Origin of the sequence: Castellaniella sp. GW247-6E4 (genome assembly GCF_040276065.1) — a bacterium.
GTDB lineage: Bacteria > Pseudomonadota > Gammaproteobacteria > Burkholderiales > Burkholderiaceae_B > Castellaniella.
The window spans coordinates 232,396-246,520 of sequence record NZ_JBELOI010000003.1 but is presented as its reverse complement, the minus strand read 5'-3'; the positions used below and the strand labels follow the sequence as shown (position 1 = coordinate 246,520).

Genomic DNA, 14,125 nt, shown 5'->3' with positions numbered 1-14,125 from the left:
CGCACGCTCCCGAGCAGGCCGCGCCCGCGCGCCTGCCGTCGCCACCCGAAAAAGTCGTCAGCCCCCCGCCCAGGCGCTCCGCATCGAGCGGGTCCGAGGCCATGGCCGGCAGGCCGGCCATGGGGGCGCCGGCGCTGGCGGGCGCCTCCTCCGCCCCCGGAGAGTGGACCGAGTTCTGATGTCGCGGGACGCTCCCGCGCGGCCACGGGGCGTCGTCTGGGCAAACACGCTACAATACAGGGTTACTCAATTTTGCCGGAATCGATTCGTCGGTTGCGGCGGATTATCGCTTGATTGGAACGACGATACGCATGAGCAATACCCGTAAACGCCTCGTCATGGGCAACTGGAAAATGCACGGCAGCCTTGCCGCCAACGCCACGCTGCTCGATGGTCTGGTGTCCGGCGCGGCGCGGGCCGGGGATGCCGAGCTCGCGGTGTGCGCGCCGTTTCCCTATCTGGCCCAGGCGCGCGACGCCTTGGCGGGCACCCAGGTCTCTTGGGGGGCCCAGGACGTCAGCATTCATGCGCAAGGTGCCTATACCGGCGAGACCTCGGCCGGCATGCTGGCCGACTTCGGCTGCGTCTGGGTGTTGTGCGGTCACTCCGAGCGCCGTGCCCTGCATGGCGAAACCAGCGCTCAGGTCGCCGCCAAGGCGGCATCCGCGCTCGCCGCGGGCCTGACCCCGGTGGTGTGCGTGGGCGAGACCCTGGCCGACCGCGATGCCGACCAGGTCGAGTGCGTCATCGGCGACCAACTCGATCCGGTCCTGGCTCTTGGGGCCGACGCCGTGAGGCGGCTCGTCATCGCCTATGAGCCGGTCTGGGCCATCGGCACCGGGCGCACCGCCACGCCCGAGCAGGCGCAGGCCGTCCACGCCTTCATTCGCCGTGCCCTGGAGAAACGGGATGCCGGCCAAGTCCGCATCCTCTACGGCGGCAGCGTCAAGGCCGGCAATGCCGCCAGCCTGTTTGCCCAGCCCGACATCGATGGCGCGCTGGTGGGCGGCGCCTCCCTGGCCGCCGACGAATTCCTGAACATAGCGGCCGCCTGAGGCCCGGAGTCCCTTGATCATGCAATGGTTGTCCCCGCTCCTGTTGACCCTCCAGGTCATTTCCTCGATCCTGATCATCGTGCTGGTCCTGTTGCAGCAGGGCAAGGGCGCCGACATGGGCGCCGCCTTCGGCAGCGGCTCGGCGGGCAGCGTGTTTGGCTCAGCGGGCGCGGCCAACTTTCTGTCGCGTGCCACCAAGTGGGCCGCGATCATATTTTTCGCAACCACCGGCGGCCTGGCCTGGGTCGCGCACCATCCCTCGGGCTCGCCTCTGGATGGCGGCGTGATGCAGGGCTTCACAGCCCCGGCCAAGGAGGCCGTGCCCGCCGGCCCGGCAGTGCCCTCGGTCGTACCCACCGCCCCTGGCGCGGGAGCCTCGCCGGCGTCCTCCGAGAGCGCCTCGCCCGCTGTTCCGTCGGCCACAGGCGTCCCGTCCGTGGACAATGCCGCAAAGGCCGATCCGTCGGTCCCCAGCGTGCCCGCGAAATAAGGAATCGTGTTAGAATGCCGCTCTTTGCCGAGAGGCGTCAAGCCGTCGTGGTGGAATTGGTAGACACGCTATCTTGAGGGGGTAGTGGCGAAAGCTGTGCGAGTTCGAGTCTCGCCGACGGCACCACAGTTAAAAATCAGGCTGTTCCAGAACAGCCCAGAAAGTACCGGAAACCCGCATGAACATTAGGTTCCTGCGGGTTTTTCATGTCTACATGAATCCGGTTGAGCCAGGCAATTCCCGTTCTATCCCAGCAAGGCGCCGCCAGCCCACCAGGCTGCGTACAGCAACGCGCTGAAGTAGACGATGGTCAGCACTGTGCCCAGGTAGCCCAGCAGCACAAACACGCCGTCGCGCTGAATCATGCCGATGGTCAACAGCAGGATGCCCACCGCCGGCGCAGTGTTTGAAAACGGAATCAGCCCGAACGGGGCCATGAGCAGCAGGCCGCCCAGCACCAGCACGCAGCCGTTGATCACCGTCATGCGGCCGGCGGTGACATGCAAGGCGCGAGGCCGCACCCAGGCATCGATGCGCGACACGATTGTCACACCCTTGCGCATGATGGGCACCAGTTTGGCCGCTTCGAGCCGACGGTGCAGGATGCTGTTGGGCAGCCACGGCATGCGGTTCAGGGTGATGGCGACCCCCAGCAGGACGATGGCCGCCCCGAAGACCGTGGAAACCCCCGGGATGGAAACGGGAAACAGGAAAGGCAGGGTCGCGAGGGCGCACAACAGCAGCAGCCCCTGTTCGCCGATGGCGGCCATCAGTTCGCGGAACGTCACCGTTTCGCCCTGTATCCCATCGATGGCTTGAGTCAGCGTGGCACTGAGCGTGCTCGAGGTATCGTCGAATTGCATGGGGTCCCGGTGTATGCGGTGACGGTCCGCGTCTTGTTGCAGGCCGTTGCGCTGGCGCTGCGCGGTTAAGGGTGGCGTCGAGATTGTAATGTGTTTGATGGATTTCATCGCCAGCCTGCGCGACGCCTTCCGTCTCTAAAGTTCTGACGCCGTCGACCGTAGAGCGATCTCAGGGGCCGCAGCGATCCGTGTGGCCCGCATCCCCGATCTTCCGACGAGGCATCATCGCCATGAGTGCTCTTGAGGCGCCTGCTTTTCCCGCCGCTCCCGCAGCGGCCGGCCCATCGTCCCCCGTCCGCCGGGATGCGCCGGCGGACGCCGTCCACGTGAACCTCGGTCCCGCCGGCACGCTGACGATCTCGTCGGCCGGGCGGGCGCTGGCCGGTGCCATGGGGGCCGCGGGCGGCTCGGACGATATCGAGGACAGCAGCCTGCCGGACCAGATCAAGAGCGTGCTGCGCCACATTCGCGAACTGCGCCGCATCCTCGAGCGGTTGGTCCTCCAGTTGCGGCAGGCACAGGCTGATGTCCGGGCAGAGGCCCCGGCCAAGCAGGCGCGCGAGCAGCAGTTGCAGGCGCAGATTTCGACGTACAACGCGGCGATGATCGCCGCCATGCACAAGCTCAACGGCCTGATGAGCCGTGTGGGCTTGGACAGCGCACAGAAAATGACTACGGTGCGCCTGGCCTTGAAATAAGGCGGGCTGCCCAGGGGATCGCCATCCGTAGCGGAAATGAGGGTGGGCTCAGGGACGGTCGGACGAATACTGCGCCTAGGCCCGATCCGTGACGTCGGTGGGCCGCTGGGAGGGTTTGCGCATCCGCGGCGGCGCGGGGAGCGCGGCGCTGGCCCTGGGGGACCGGATGGTGGGCCTGCATCTGGCCATCGGCGTTCTGGCGGGGATTGTCCAAGCGAGAGCGACCGGCCGTGGACAGAAGACTTGGAGCAAAGATATCGCAGGGAGCTAAGTTGGGCTATTATGGTTATCAACAATAATAAATTTTTGTCGGTAATATGTGATATGTTTGTTCTTTGTTATAAGATAATTGTTCAACTAAAATATAGATTATGTCCTCTACTATGGTCATCAGCTGACATGGATGGAATAGACTGACAGCACGATGCGCTCGGATTGGGTCAGATAGTCTTCCAGTGCCGCTGACGCCGCCCGCGTGTCGCCGGATTCAAACAATTCCAGCAGATGAATATTCTTATCGACGAAGGGCGCATGCAGGTATTCCGGATCGTCCAGCAAGCCAAAGGCCAGCCGCAGTTCCGCAGCGATGTCCGAGAACATCTTGGTCAGGCGCACGCTATCGGCCAGGGCGACGATGCCGGCATGGAACGCCATATTGGCCGAGCCCACATCGAGCCATCGACCGGTGTCGCGGGCCTGCCGGGCCTCTTCAATAGCTTGGATCATGCGTTTGTGCGCGGGGTGGCGCGGCCATGCCTGGGCGAGTGCCTGACATTCGATCAGGCGCCGCACGCGGTAGATGTCGATGATGTCGGCGATCGACGGCACCACCACCGACACGCCCCGGTTGGGTTCGTGACGCACCAGGCCTTCCTTGGCCAGGATGCGGAAGGCCTCACGCAGAGTATTGCGCGAGACTTCCAGTTGTTCGCTCAGCGCCGCTTCGGACAGCCGTTGACCTGCGCGCAAATGGCCGAGGATCAGTTGCTGGCGGATCTTCTCGGCCACGGTGTCGGTGAGGCTGGGGGTGGCGCCTCGGGTGGCGTAGTGCTTGGCGTTCATGGGGTTTCCCTGGCGGATGGTGTGGATCGGTTTTGCAGAGACAGCGGGTCTCATCCGTGGATTGCTCAACAATCCACAAGTATTGGTTGAATCATAAGGGTGCATGATGGACTTGAACAGTGATTTGGGTGAGAGCTTTGGCCCCTGGCGCATGGGCGACGATGCCAGCATGCTCGAGGTCGTGACCAGCGCCAACGTCGCCTGCGGGTTCCATGCGGGGGACCCCGCGGGCATTTTGCAGACCTTGCGCGACGCGGCGGCACGGGGCGTGGCGGTGGGTGCGCATGTCGGCTATCCGGACCTGGTGGGCTTCGGGCGGCGCAACATGGACCCCACCAGCCGGGAGCTCGTGGCCGACGTGATCTATCAGATTGGGGCCCTGCAGGGTCTGGCGGCGGCCGCCGGCACACGGGTGCGCTACGTCAAACCGCATGGTGCCCTGTACAACACCATTGCCCACGATGCGCGCCAGGCCGACGACGTGATCGCGGCCATCCTGGCGGTCGACGACACGCTGGTGTTGATGGGCCTTGCGGGCTCACCCCTGCTGCAGCGGGCGCGTGATCGCGGCCTGCGCGTGGTGGCCGAGGCCTTTGCCGATCGCGCCTATACGCCGCAAGGGGCGCTGGTCTCGCGCCGCGAGCCCGGTGCGGTGCTGCACGATCCCGCAGAGGTCGCGGACCGCATGCTGGCACTCGCCCGCACCGGTCGGATCACCGCCATTGACGGCAGTTCGGTGGCCTTGCAGGCGGACTCGATCTGCGTGCATGGCGACAGCCCGGATGCCGTGGCCATGGCGCGCGCGGTGCGCGCAAAGTTGCAGGCGGCAGGCGTATCCCTGCGGTCGTTTGTGACCGCACCCGAGGAGTAGGCGACGTGCGTTTATTGCCTGCCGGTGATCGTGCCCTGCTGGTTGAACTGGGTTCTCTCGAGCAGACCTTGGCGGTGTTCCAGGCGCTGCGACAACACATGCCGGGGGGGGTGGAGGAGGTCGTCCCGGCGGCCCGGACGCTGCTGGTGCGTTACCAGCCGAGCAGGGTGTCGTCGGCACGGTTGGCGGCCGAGGTGCACCGATTGGTCGGGCTGTCCGGCGAGGCTGCGGCGTTCGTGGTTGCTGCGCCCAGTGACCGGTTGGTCGAGATCCCCGTGCGCTATGACGGCGAGGATCTCGAAGCTGTCGCGGAACTGCTGGGCCTGTCGCGTGCCGAGGTGATCGAACGTCATGTGGGCACAGAGTTCCAGGCTGCATTCGCGGGCTTTGCGCCAGGATTCGTGTATTTGGCGGGCGGCGATCCGTGCTTTCATGGCGTGCCGCGGCGCCCATCGCCACGGACCCGCGTGCCGGCGGGCTCGGTGGCGATGGCGGGTGACTTCAGCGCCGTCTATCCGTCCGAGAGCCCCGGCGGCTGGCAGTTGCTGGGGGTGACACCGTGCCGCATGTGGGATTTGGCGCGTACCGAGCCGGCCCTGGTCCAGCCCGGATTCCGCGTGCGTTTCCGAGATCTGGCGCGCGGTGACATCGTCGTCAGCCTGCCGGGCGCGGAGGCGACAGCCGCTGCTGCCCAGGTCGCCCCGCATGTGGCGGCGCTTGCCGCGGATCGCCTCGAGGTCGTGGCTGCAGGCCTGCGGACTTTGGTGCAAGACCTCGGGCGGCGTGGCCAGGCGGGCCAGGGCGTATCCTCGTCGGGCGCCCTGGATCATGGGGCTTTGCGGGCGGCCAACCGGATTGTCGGCAATCCGGTGAATGCCGCCGTGCTGGAAAATCTGTTGGGCGGCCTGGCGCTGCGCTGCCGTGGACGGGCGGTGGTGGCGGTGACGGGTGCCGCGGCCGACGTCGAGATCGTTACCGCCGCGGGGCGCCGGCTGCCGGTCCGGACCTGGCGGCCGCTGGCGCTGAACGACGGCGAGACGCTGCGGATTGGCGCAGCGCATGCGGGCGTGCGCTGCTATGTGGCGGTGCGCGGCGGCTGGGGGGTGGAGCCGGTGCTGGGCAGTCATGCGACCGATACGCTGTCGGGCATCGGGCCGGCGCCCGTGCGGGTGGGCGATGTGCTAGGCGTCGGCTCGGCGCTCGCGCCATCGGCCCTGGGAGCGGTGCTGCCCGACATCGAGCCGCCCGCGCCCGCGCCGCGTGCCGGCGATACGGTGACCCTGGACGTCGTGCTGGGACCCCGCGCCGACTGGTTTATCCCCGACGCGCTGACGCTGCTGGCCGCTCAGGCGTGGACGGTCACACCCCAATCGGACCGGGTCGGCATGCGGCTGGCGGGCGCCCAGCCGCTGGCGCGTCGCATCATGGGCGAGTTGCCTAGCGAAGGCGCGGTGGTCGGATCGATCCAAGTGCCCGCCAGCGGCCAGCCCGTGCTGTTTCTGGCCGACCATCCCTTGACAGGCGGCTATCCGGTGATCGGTGCGCTCGCCAGCCATGAACTCGACCGCGCCGCGCAAATTCCCGTCGGTGCTCACGTGTACTTCCGGCCGATCGGGCCGTTCGAGGAAATCCAGCCATGATACGTAAAGTCCTGATTGCCAACCGCGGTGAAATCGCCGTGCGCATCGCGCGCGCCTGCACTGATTATGGGGTGCGATCGGTCGCCGTCTACGCGGATGGCGATGCCGAGAGTTTGCACGTTCGCATGGCCGATGAGGCGTGGGCTCTGGAGGGGTCGCGGCCGTCCGAGACTTACCTGGACATCGACAAGCTGCTGGCGGTGGCGCGCAAAGCTGGCGCCGACGCCGTACACCCCGGCTACGGCTTCCTGTCCGAGCGTGCCGAGTTCGCCCGCGCGGTGATCGATGCCGGCCTGGCCTGGGTCGGGCCTCCGCCCGAGGCCATCGAGGCCCTGGGCGACAAGGTGGCGGCGCGGCGCATCGCCCAGTCGGTCGGCGCTCCGCTGGTCGAGGGAACCCCTGGGCCGGTGTCTGCGGCCGAAGAGGCCGTGGCCTTTGCCGAGGCTCACGGGCTGCCGATCGCCATCAAGGCGGCTTTCGGTGGCGGTGGCCGGGGCTTGAAGGTCGCCTGGCGCCTGGACGAGGTTGCCGAGCTCTACGAGTCCGCCGTGCGCGAGGCGACGGCCGCATTCGGCCGTGGTGAATGTTTCATCGAGCAGTTCCTGGACCGGCCGCGCCATATCGAGGCGCAGGTCGTGGCCGATACCCATGGCCGGGTCCTGGTGCTGGGCGACCGGGACTGCTCGTTGCAGCGGCGCAACCAGAAATTGGTCGAGGAGGCGCCAGCGCCGTTTCTCGACGATGTGCAGCGCGCCCGCATCCACGAGGCCGCGCAGGCCATCTGCGCGCGCGCCGGCTACGTCGGTGCCGGTACGGTGGAGTTCCTGCTGGCGCAAGACGGGCGGATTTCCTTTCTCGAGGTCAATACGCGCTTGCAGGTCGAGCATCCGGTGACCGAGGAAACCACGGGCCTGGATCTGGTCGTCGAGCAGTTGCGCATCGCCGATGGTCTGCCCCTGTCGTTGGCGGCCACGCCGACACCGCGCGGCCATAGCATCGAGTTCCGCATCAATGCGGAGGATCCGGGCCGTGGCTATCTGCCCACGCCTGGCCGGATCACCCGCTTTTCGCCGCCCGGCGGGCCGGGGGTGCGCGTGGACAGCGGGGTTGAGACTGGTTCGGCGGTGCCGGGTACTTTTGATTCGCTGATCGCCAAGTTGATCGTCAGCGGCAATACGCGGGACGATGCGTTGCGACGCGCACGTCGCGCGTTGCGCGAGTTTTGCATCGAGGGCGTGGCGAGCGTCCTGCCGTTTCATCGCGCGGTGCTCGAGGCTGCCGATTTCACCGGCACGGCGGGTTTCCGCATCCACACCCGCTGGATCGAGACAGAATTTCCCGTCGACCTGGCGACTGTGGACCGGCCTGAGGCTCCGGCCGATGCGTCTCTGCTGCGCACGTTCATCGAGCTGGACGGTCGCCGCGTCAGCCTGGGGCTGCCCGCCGCGCTGTTGCGCGGCGCCGAGCCGATGGTGGGTGCCGCCTCCGCGACGGATGCCGACGCCCAGGTGCCGGCACCCGCGTCCAGTCCGGGCGACGTGATGGCGCCCATCACCGGCACGCTGCTGGCCTGGAAGGTCAAGGACGGCGCCAGGGTTGACGAGGGAGACGTGATCGCCGTGATGGAAGCTATGAAGATGGAGACCCAGGTCACGGCGCCCGCGGCGGGAGCCTTGCGGCAACTGCGCGCCGCGGGCGACGGCGTCGAGGCCGGCGCGCCGCTGGCACGGGTCGAATAGCGCATGCCCTGAGGGACTCTGGGGCGCCCACCCCGCGCGGGCCGCCCGCATGCTTGTTTCATCGGCCGCATCGCGGCCGGTTCTATTCCCGAAACCCGCCGGTATTCCTATCCGGCGGGTTTCGCGTTTCTGGCCCGCCGCGCGGCTGGTCTGTGCCTTGTGCACGTCGGCGCGGCCCGTCTCCCTTTATTGACATCGATGCGTTGACATGAAACAGGCGCACGCTTATTATGCATCCACTTTATCTAAAAGTGCATACACTTTTAGATAAAGAAAATATCTAAAACTACCGAGGAGAGAGCAATGACAAAGGATGAGGTGTCCCGGCGTGCGTTCATGCGGACCGGGTCGGCCGCAGCTGCGGCCGCGATGGCGGGGGTAGCCCTGCCCGCGAAGGCGGCTTCCGAACCCAGGATCAAGTGGCGCCTGGTATCCAGCTTTCCAACGACACTCGACGTGATTCACGGAGGCATCGAGTTGATCGCACGGCGAGTCAAGGAACTGACAGACGGCAAGTTCGAAATCAGCGTGTTTCCCGCGGGGGAAATCGTCCCGGGCTATCAGGTGCTCGACGCGGTCCAACAGGGGACGACCGAGTGCGGGGTGACCTGCGGTTTTTACTATTTGGGCAAGCTTCCAGCACTGGTGTTCGATACGTGCCTGCCTTTCGGGATGACGCCCCGCCAACAGGATGCCTGGATGAACTACGGTGGCGGCCTCGAGCTCATGCGCGAACTGTATGGCCAATTCGGCGTCCTGCAATTTCCCTGCGGCGGAACCGGGGCTCAGATGGGCGGCTGGTTCCGCTCGGAGATCAAAAGCGCAGGAGACCTCAAGGGATTGCGGATTCGGACGCCCGGTTTTGTCAGCGAGGTCTATGCAAGGCTCGGCGCGGTGCCGCAGCAGATCGCCCACAGCGACGTCTATTCCTCTCTTGAGAAAGGCACGCTCGACGCCGTCGAAATCATCGGCCCGCATGATGATGAAAAGCTCGGCTTGTGGAAGGCGGCCAAGTTCTATTACTCGCCTGGCGTGCTGGAGCTCGATGCGCAGTTGAGTTTCATTGTGAACAAGAGCCGCTGGGACGGCCTGCCGCCGACCTATCAGGCGGCGGTCGCCGTCGCGAGCGCCGAGGCGCGCACCAAGATGATCGCAAAGTACGACGCGGTGAATATCGCCGCGCTGCGGCGGCTGCTCGCCAACGGCGTCAAGCTGCGCTATTGGCCCGAGGATGTCGTCAAGGCCATGTACAAAGCGACGGTGGATCTTTTGCAGGAAAAGTCGCAAGCCGATCCGCTGTTCGCCAAGGTCCACAAGCAGTGGGACGACTTCCGCGCGGGCCAGTCCCTGTGGTCGTCGATCAATGATGGGGCCGCCGAGCACTATGTCATGGCGTTCGCCAAACAATCAGGCAAGTGAGCCCGGCGGCATCGGTGTTGCGATTTGGAACAGCTCTGGAGAGGAAATGGCTACCGCTTTGCAAGGTATCAAAGTTCTGGAAATGACACGGTTCATCGCGGGGCCGTACGCGGGCAGCGTCCTGGCGAGCCTGGGTGCGGACGTGGTCAAGATCGAACCCCCGGATGGGGACGTCGTGCGCAGTTTCGGCCCGACGAAGGCAGGGGTCGGGATACCGTTCGAGATGATGAATCACAATAAAAAGGGTCTCGTCATCGACCTGAAGAAGCCCGGCGGACAAGAGGTCGTCCATCGCATGGTCAGAGACGCCGACGTCGTCCTCGAGAGTTCGCGGCCGGGGACCGCGGAGCGGTTGGGGGTGTCCTACGAGCGGCTGAGCCAGATCAATCCTCGAATCATCTACTGCTCGATCTCTGGCTTCGGCCAGGACGGACCCTATCGCACGCTTGGCGGCGTCGACATCGTGGCGCAGGCGATGGGCGGGCTCATGGGCATGACCGGCGAGCAGGACGGCGAACCGGTCAAGGTGTCCCTGCCGATTGCCGACTATGGCTGCGGCATGTGGGCCGTGATCGGCATCCTCGCGGCCCTGAACGCCCGGCGCCATACCGGCCGCGGGCAGCTTGTCGATTCCGCGCTGCTGGACACGCCGATCGCCTGGTCGCTCTGGGAGGCTTCCCGGTACTTCGGCCTGGGGGAAATCCCCGAGCCGCTGGGGTCCTCGCACCGCAACGTCGCCCCGTATCGGGCGTTCCGCTGTGCCGATGACCGACACGTGGTCATCGGCGCCGCCAGCCAGGCGCTATGGGAAAAGCTCTGCCAGGCCTTGGGCGTGCCGGACCTGCTCAAGGACGAGCGCTTTGGCTCGCCGCCGCTGCGGGTGCGCCATCGGGCTGTCCTCGAAGCGGCTCTGGAGCCCCTGTTCCACGACAAGACGAGCGACGAGTGGCTGTCCCTTCTGAATGCGGCCTCCGTGCCCTGCGGGCTGGTGAAGCGCTACGACGAGGCGCTCAATGATCCCCAAGTCAAGCGCAGGGGGATGATCGCTCAGGTCCAGCACTCCAAGGCAGGCGAGCTCAGCATCCTGGACGTGCCGGTCTATCTGTCCGATACGCCCAGGGTGCCGGTGTCGCAGGCGCCGGGGCTGGGCGAACATTCGGTGTCGGTGCTCGAGGGCTGGGGGTTTGGGGATGACGAGATCCGGGCCCTGCTGTCCGGGGACATCGTAGCGTAAAGACGCACGTTGCGCGCACGGGGGGATTTGGCGTGGGCGCTGCGGCCCAGGCCGGGCCCGCCGGCGGCGCCCATGGGGAATTCTGTGATGAGAGCTTTACTGCTTTTTTCTGGGTTCGTGGACAGATTGTCCGCTCAGGTCGGGAAATGGGTGTATCGGCTCGTGCTGGTCACGGTGCTGATCAGCGCGTTCAACGCCGTCATCCGCAAGGTGTTCAGGTACAGCTCCAACGGATTGCTGGAAATCCAGTGGTACTTGTTCGCGGCGGTCTTTCTGCTGGGAGCGGGATACACCCTGATGCGCAACGAACACGTCCGGGTGGACGTGCTGGCAGGCCGCCTGTCTGCGCGGGCGCAGGCCTGGATCGATATATTCGGGACCGTATTTTTCCTTCTGCCCATGGTGGTCCTGATCTGTTGGCTGTCTTGGCCTCAATTCGTGGAGTCCTTCGTGCGCGCGGAGGTGTCCTCGAACACCGGAGGCCTGATCGTCTGGCCCGCTCGCTTGCTAATACCCGTGGGGTTCTTTTTGCTCGGCTTGCAAGCGCTCTCGGAACTCATCAAGCGCATCGCCTATTTGCGGGGCATGGGGCCGGACCCCAGGGACCAGGCGGGACGGGCGCCGGACGCGGCGGCCGAGGGCCTGGCCGGCCAGGCGCCCGCCGCGGCGGGGGATGTCAAATGACCCAATTCCTGATCGAGAATATCGCGCCGCTGATGTTCGCCGCGCTGGTCATCGTCCTGTTGCTGGGCTATCCGGTGGCGTTCTCCCTGGCCGCGGTGGGGATCGGGTTCGGCGCGCTGGGGATCCATCTCGGCTTGCTCGAGCCCTCGCTGGCGCAGGCCCTGCCTCAACGGATATGGGGAATCATGTCCAATGACACGCTGCTGGCCATTCCTTTTTTCACGTTCATGGGCCTCATCCTCGAGCGCAGCGGGATGGCCGAGGATCTGCTGGACACGATCGGACAGCTCTTTGGGCCGATTCGCGGCGGGTTGGCCTATGCGGTCATCTTCGTCGGCGCTCTCCTGGGGGCGACCACCGGCGTCGTGGCGGCATCCGTCATTTCGATGGGGCTGATCTCTCTGCCGATCATGCTGCGCTACGGCTATGACCGGCGGTTCGCCTGCGGCGTGATCGCGGCTTCGGGCACCCTGGCCCAGATCATTCCGCCGTCGCTGGTGCTCATCGTCATGGCTGATCAGTTGGGGCGCTCGGTGGGCGACATGTATGCGGGCGCATTTCTGCCGGCGGCCCTGCTGGTTGTGCTTTATGTGGCGTTCGCGGCCGGTGTTGCCGTACTGAAGCCCGACTGGGCGCCAGCGATGCCGGGGGACGCCGTCATGTTGCGGGAATCCGCCGAGCGCAGCGGCCTCAGGTCTTTACTGGTGCTCGTGGCCCTGTCCACGCTCGTCTCGGTCGGCCTGATGCACGCCGAGCTTCCCGCCGATACGCCCATGGACGAAAAGATCGTCATCCTGGTCCTTTCGATCACGACCCTCTCTTTCCTGGGAGCTTGGCTTTGCCGGCTGGCGTGGCCGGGCCTGCTGTCCCGGCTGGCCGAACGGGCAATCTTTGTGCTCGTTCCCCCGCTGGTGCTGATTTTCCTGGTCCTCGGCACGATTTTCCTCGGCGTGGCCACGCCTACCGAGGGCGGTGCCATGGGGGCGGTGGGTGCCTTGATCATGGCGACATCCCGCAAGCGGCTTTCTTGGACCTTGTTGAAGCAGGCCATGGATGTGACGGGAAAACTGTCGACGTTCGTTCTGTTCATTCTGGTGGGCGCTCGAGTGTTCAGCCTGACGTTTTATGCGGTGGAGGGGCACCTCTGGGTCGAGAACCTGCTGCTCGGCCTGCCGGGCGCGCAGACCGGCTTTCTGATCGTCGTCAACATCCTGATCTTTTTGCTGGCCTTCTTCCTGGATTTCTTCGAGCTGGCCTTTATTGTCATTCCACTGCTCGTGCCGGCGGCCGAGTCGCTCGGGATCGATTTGATCTGGTTCGGGGTGCTGATCGCCGTCAATCTGCAGGCCTCGTTCCTGCATCCACCGTTCGGGTTCTCGCTATTTTTCCTGCGAAGCGTCGCGCCCGACAGGGATTATGTCGACAAAATCAGTGGAAAGCCCACGGCGAAAGTCACCCTGGGGCAAATCTATTGGGGCGCAATTCCCTTCATTCTGATCCAGATCCTCATGGTCGCGGTCCTGGTCGTCTTTCCTGAGATTGTCATGGTCTACAAGAGCGGCGAGTCCACGGTCGATCCCGATACGGTCCAGATCGAGTTGCCTACGCTCCAGCGGATCGGCCCCATGGGCGGATTGGGGGGAAGCTGAACGTGCGCCGCGCCGCATTCTATTAAAATCCGTGGTATGAAGAAGCCAATATGAAGAAGCAGCAGTCCGAAATCCTACGCGATGCAATCGAGGAAATGGTTGCAACGGGAGAGTTCAAGCCTGGCCAGTATCTTGAGGAAGGCGAGCTTGCGAAACGATTCGAGGTATCGCGTACGCCGATTCGCGAGGCCTTGCTGCAGCTTGGTTCGGTGGGTATCGTCGAAATACGTCCGCGCCGCCGCGCGCGCGTGGCGCAGTTTGATCCGCACCTGCTCGTCGAGATGTTCGAGGTCATGGCCGAGTTGGAAGCAATGTGCGGCCGGCTTGCCGCCAGGCGCATGTCGGCCGACGAGCTCGATGAACTCGCGCGCGCCAATGAGGACTGCCGCCGCGCGCTGTCGGAGGCCCACGAGGATGCGTATTACTATGCCAACGAGAGATTCCACGAACTGCTGTATCTCGGTAGCCGAAACCGCTGCCTGATCGAGCAGACGAGGAACCTGCAGCGGCGGCTGCGGCCATACCGCAGGCTCCAACTGCGCTTGCGGGCGCGCGTCAGTCAGTCGTTCGAAGAGCATTGCGCCATCGTGAAGGCGCTGCAGGCGCATGACGAACAAGCGGTCGATCTCCTGATGCGGACGCACATCACCATGCATGCGCAGCGCTTTTCCGAGTTGATGTCGTTTCTTGCTTCGATGGGCAATCGCGAGGACTGAGGCCC

Annotated in this window: 13 protein-coding genes and 1 tRNA gene; 12 read left to right on the top strand and 2 right to left on the bottom strand. The window is 65.3% G+C overall.

The window, feature by feature from the left end; all coding sequences use genetic code 11:
- The first annotated feature begins 311 nt into the window (after window positions 1-311).
- The 3 genes from tpiA (at window position 312) to ABS761_RS06260 (ending at window position 1,671) form a co-directional block, all read left to right on the top strand.
- Window positions 312-1,055 carry a triose-phosphate isomerase gene (gene tpiA / locus ABS761_RS06270; RefSeq protein WP_350407265.1) on the top strand — a complete coding sequence of 248 codons (744 nt, stop codon included), beginning with the start codon at window positions 312-314 and terminating at the stop codon, window positions 1,053-1,055.
- A 19-nt stretch (window positions 1,056-1,074) separates the two neighbouring features.
- Entirely contained in the window at window positions 1,075-1,545 is a 471-nt protein-coding gene (gene secG, locus ABS761_RS06265) for a preprotein translocase subunit SecG (protein ID WP_350407264.1), read from the top strand.
- A gap of 41 nt (window positions 1,546-1,586) precedes the next feature.
- Window positions 1,587-1,671, top strand: a tRNA-Leu gene (locus tag ABS761_RS06260).
- A gap of 119 nt (window positions 1,672-1,790) precedes the next feature.
- Here ABS761_RS06260 and ABS761_RS06255 read toward each other — a convergent pair.
- The gene (locus tag ABS761_RS06255) at window positions 1,791-2,516 is read right to left on the bottom strand and encodes an exopolysaccharide biosynthesis protein (protein ID WP_350407262.1); all 726 of its coding nucleotides are present in this window, start codon (window positions 2,514-2,516) and stop codon (window positions 1,791-1,793) included.
- A gap of 122 nt (window positions 2,517-2,638) precedes the next feature.
- On the opposite strand from ABS761_RS06255, the gene ABS761_RS06250 reads away from it, so the two are divergent.
- Window positions 2,639-3,106 (top strand): hypothetical protein, encoded by a 468-nt coding sequence (locus ABS761_RS06250; protein WP_350407261.1) that lies wholly within the window; start codon window positions 2,639-2,641, stop codon window positions 3,104-3,106.
- Between the two features lie 390 nt (window positions 3,107-3,496).
- Here ABS761_RS06250 and ABS761_RS06245 read toward each other — a convergent pair whose 3' ends face one another.
- On the bottom strand, window positions 3,497-4,168 hold the full coding sequence (locus ABS761_RS06245; RefSeq protein WP_350407260.1) for a GntR family transcriptional regulator: 672 nt from the start codon (window positions 4,166-4,168) through the stop codon (window positions 3,497-3,499).
- A gap of 106 nt (window positions 4,169-4,274) precedes the next feature.
- On the opposite strand from ABS761_RS06245, the gene ABS761_RS06240 reads away from it, so the two are divergent.
- The 8 genes from ABS761_RS06240 (at window position 4,275) to ABS761_RS06205 (ending at window position 14,120) form a co-directional block, all read left to right on the top strand.
- The gene (locus tag ABS761_RS06240; protein WP_350407277.1) at window positions 4,275-5,039 is read left to right on the top strand and encodes a LamB/YcsF family protein; all 765 of its coding nucleotides are present in this window, start codon (window positions 4,275-4,277) and stop codon (window positions 5,037-5,039) included.
- Between the two features lie 5 nt (window positions 5,040-5,044).
- Window positions 5,045-6,679 (top strand): 5-oxoprolinase subunit B/C family protein, encoded by a 1,635-nt coding sequence (locus ABS761_RS06235; RefSeq protein WP_350407259.1) that lies wholly within the window; start codon window positions 5,045-5,047, stop codon window positions 6,677-6,679.
- A complete protein-coding gene (locus ABS761_RS06230; RefSeq protein WP_350407276.1) occupies window positions 6,679-8,418 on the top strand; it encodes an acetyl/propionyl/methylcrotonyl-CoA carboxylase subunit alpha in 1,740 nt (579 codons plus the stop codon). The genes ABS761_RS06235 and ABS761_RS06230 overlap by 1 nt, the downstream gene beginning before the upstream one ends.
- 318 nt (window positions 8,419-8,736) lie before the next feature.
- Window positions 8,737-9,837, top strand: coding sequence for a TRAP transporter substrate-binding protein (locus tag ABS761_RS06225; protein WP_502881392.1), 1,101 nt, complete (start codon window positions 8,737-8,739; stop codon window positions 9,835-9,837).
- A 46-nt stretch (window positions 9,838-9,883) separates the two neighbouring features.
- On the top strand, window positions 9,884-11,071 hold the full coding sequence (locus ABS761_RS06220; protein WP_350407256.1) for a CaiB/BaiF CoA transferase family protein: 1,188 nt from the start codon (window positions 9,884-9,886) through the stop codon (window positions 11,069-11,071).
- 87 nt (window positions 11,072-11,158) lie between these two features.
- Complete coding sequence (locus tag ABS761_RS06215; protein ID WP_350407255.1) at window positions 11,159-11,755, top strand: TRAP transporter small permease subunit; 597 nt, start codon at window positions 11,159-11,161, stop codon at window positions 11,753-11,755.
- A complete protein-coding gene (locus tag ABS761_RS06210; RefSeq protein ID WP_350407254.1) occupies window positions 11,752-13,404 on the top strand; it encodes a TRAP transporter large permease in 1,653 nt (550 codons plus the stop codon). The genes ABS761_RS06215 and ABS761_RS06210 overlap by 4 nt, the downstream gene beginning before the upstream one ends.
- Before the next feature lie 50 nt (window positions 13,405-13,454).
- Complete coding sequence (locus ABS761_RS06205) at window positions 13,455-14,120, top strand: GntR family transcriptional regulator (RefSeq protein ID WP_350407253.1); 666 nt, start codon at window positions 13,455-13,457, stop codon at window positions 14,118-14,120.
- Window positions 14,121-14,125 lie beyond the last annotated feature (5 nt).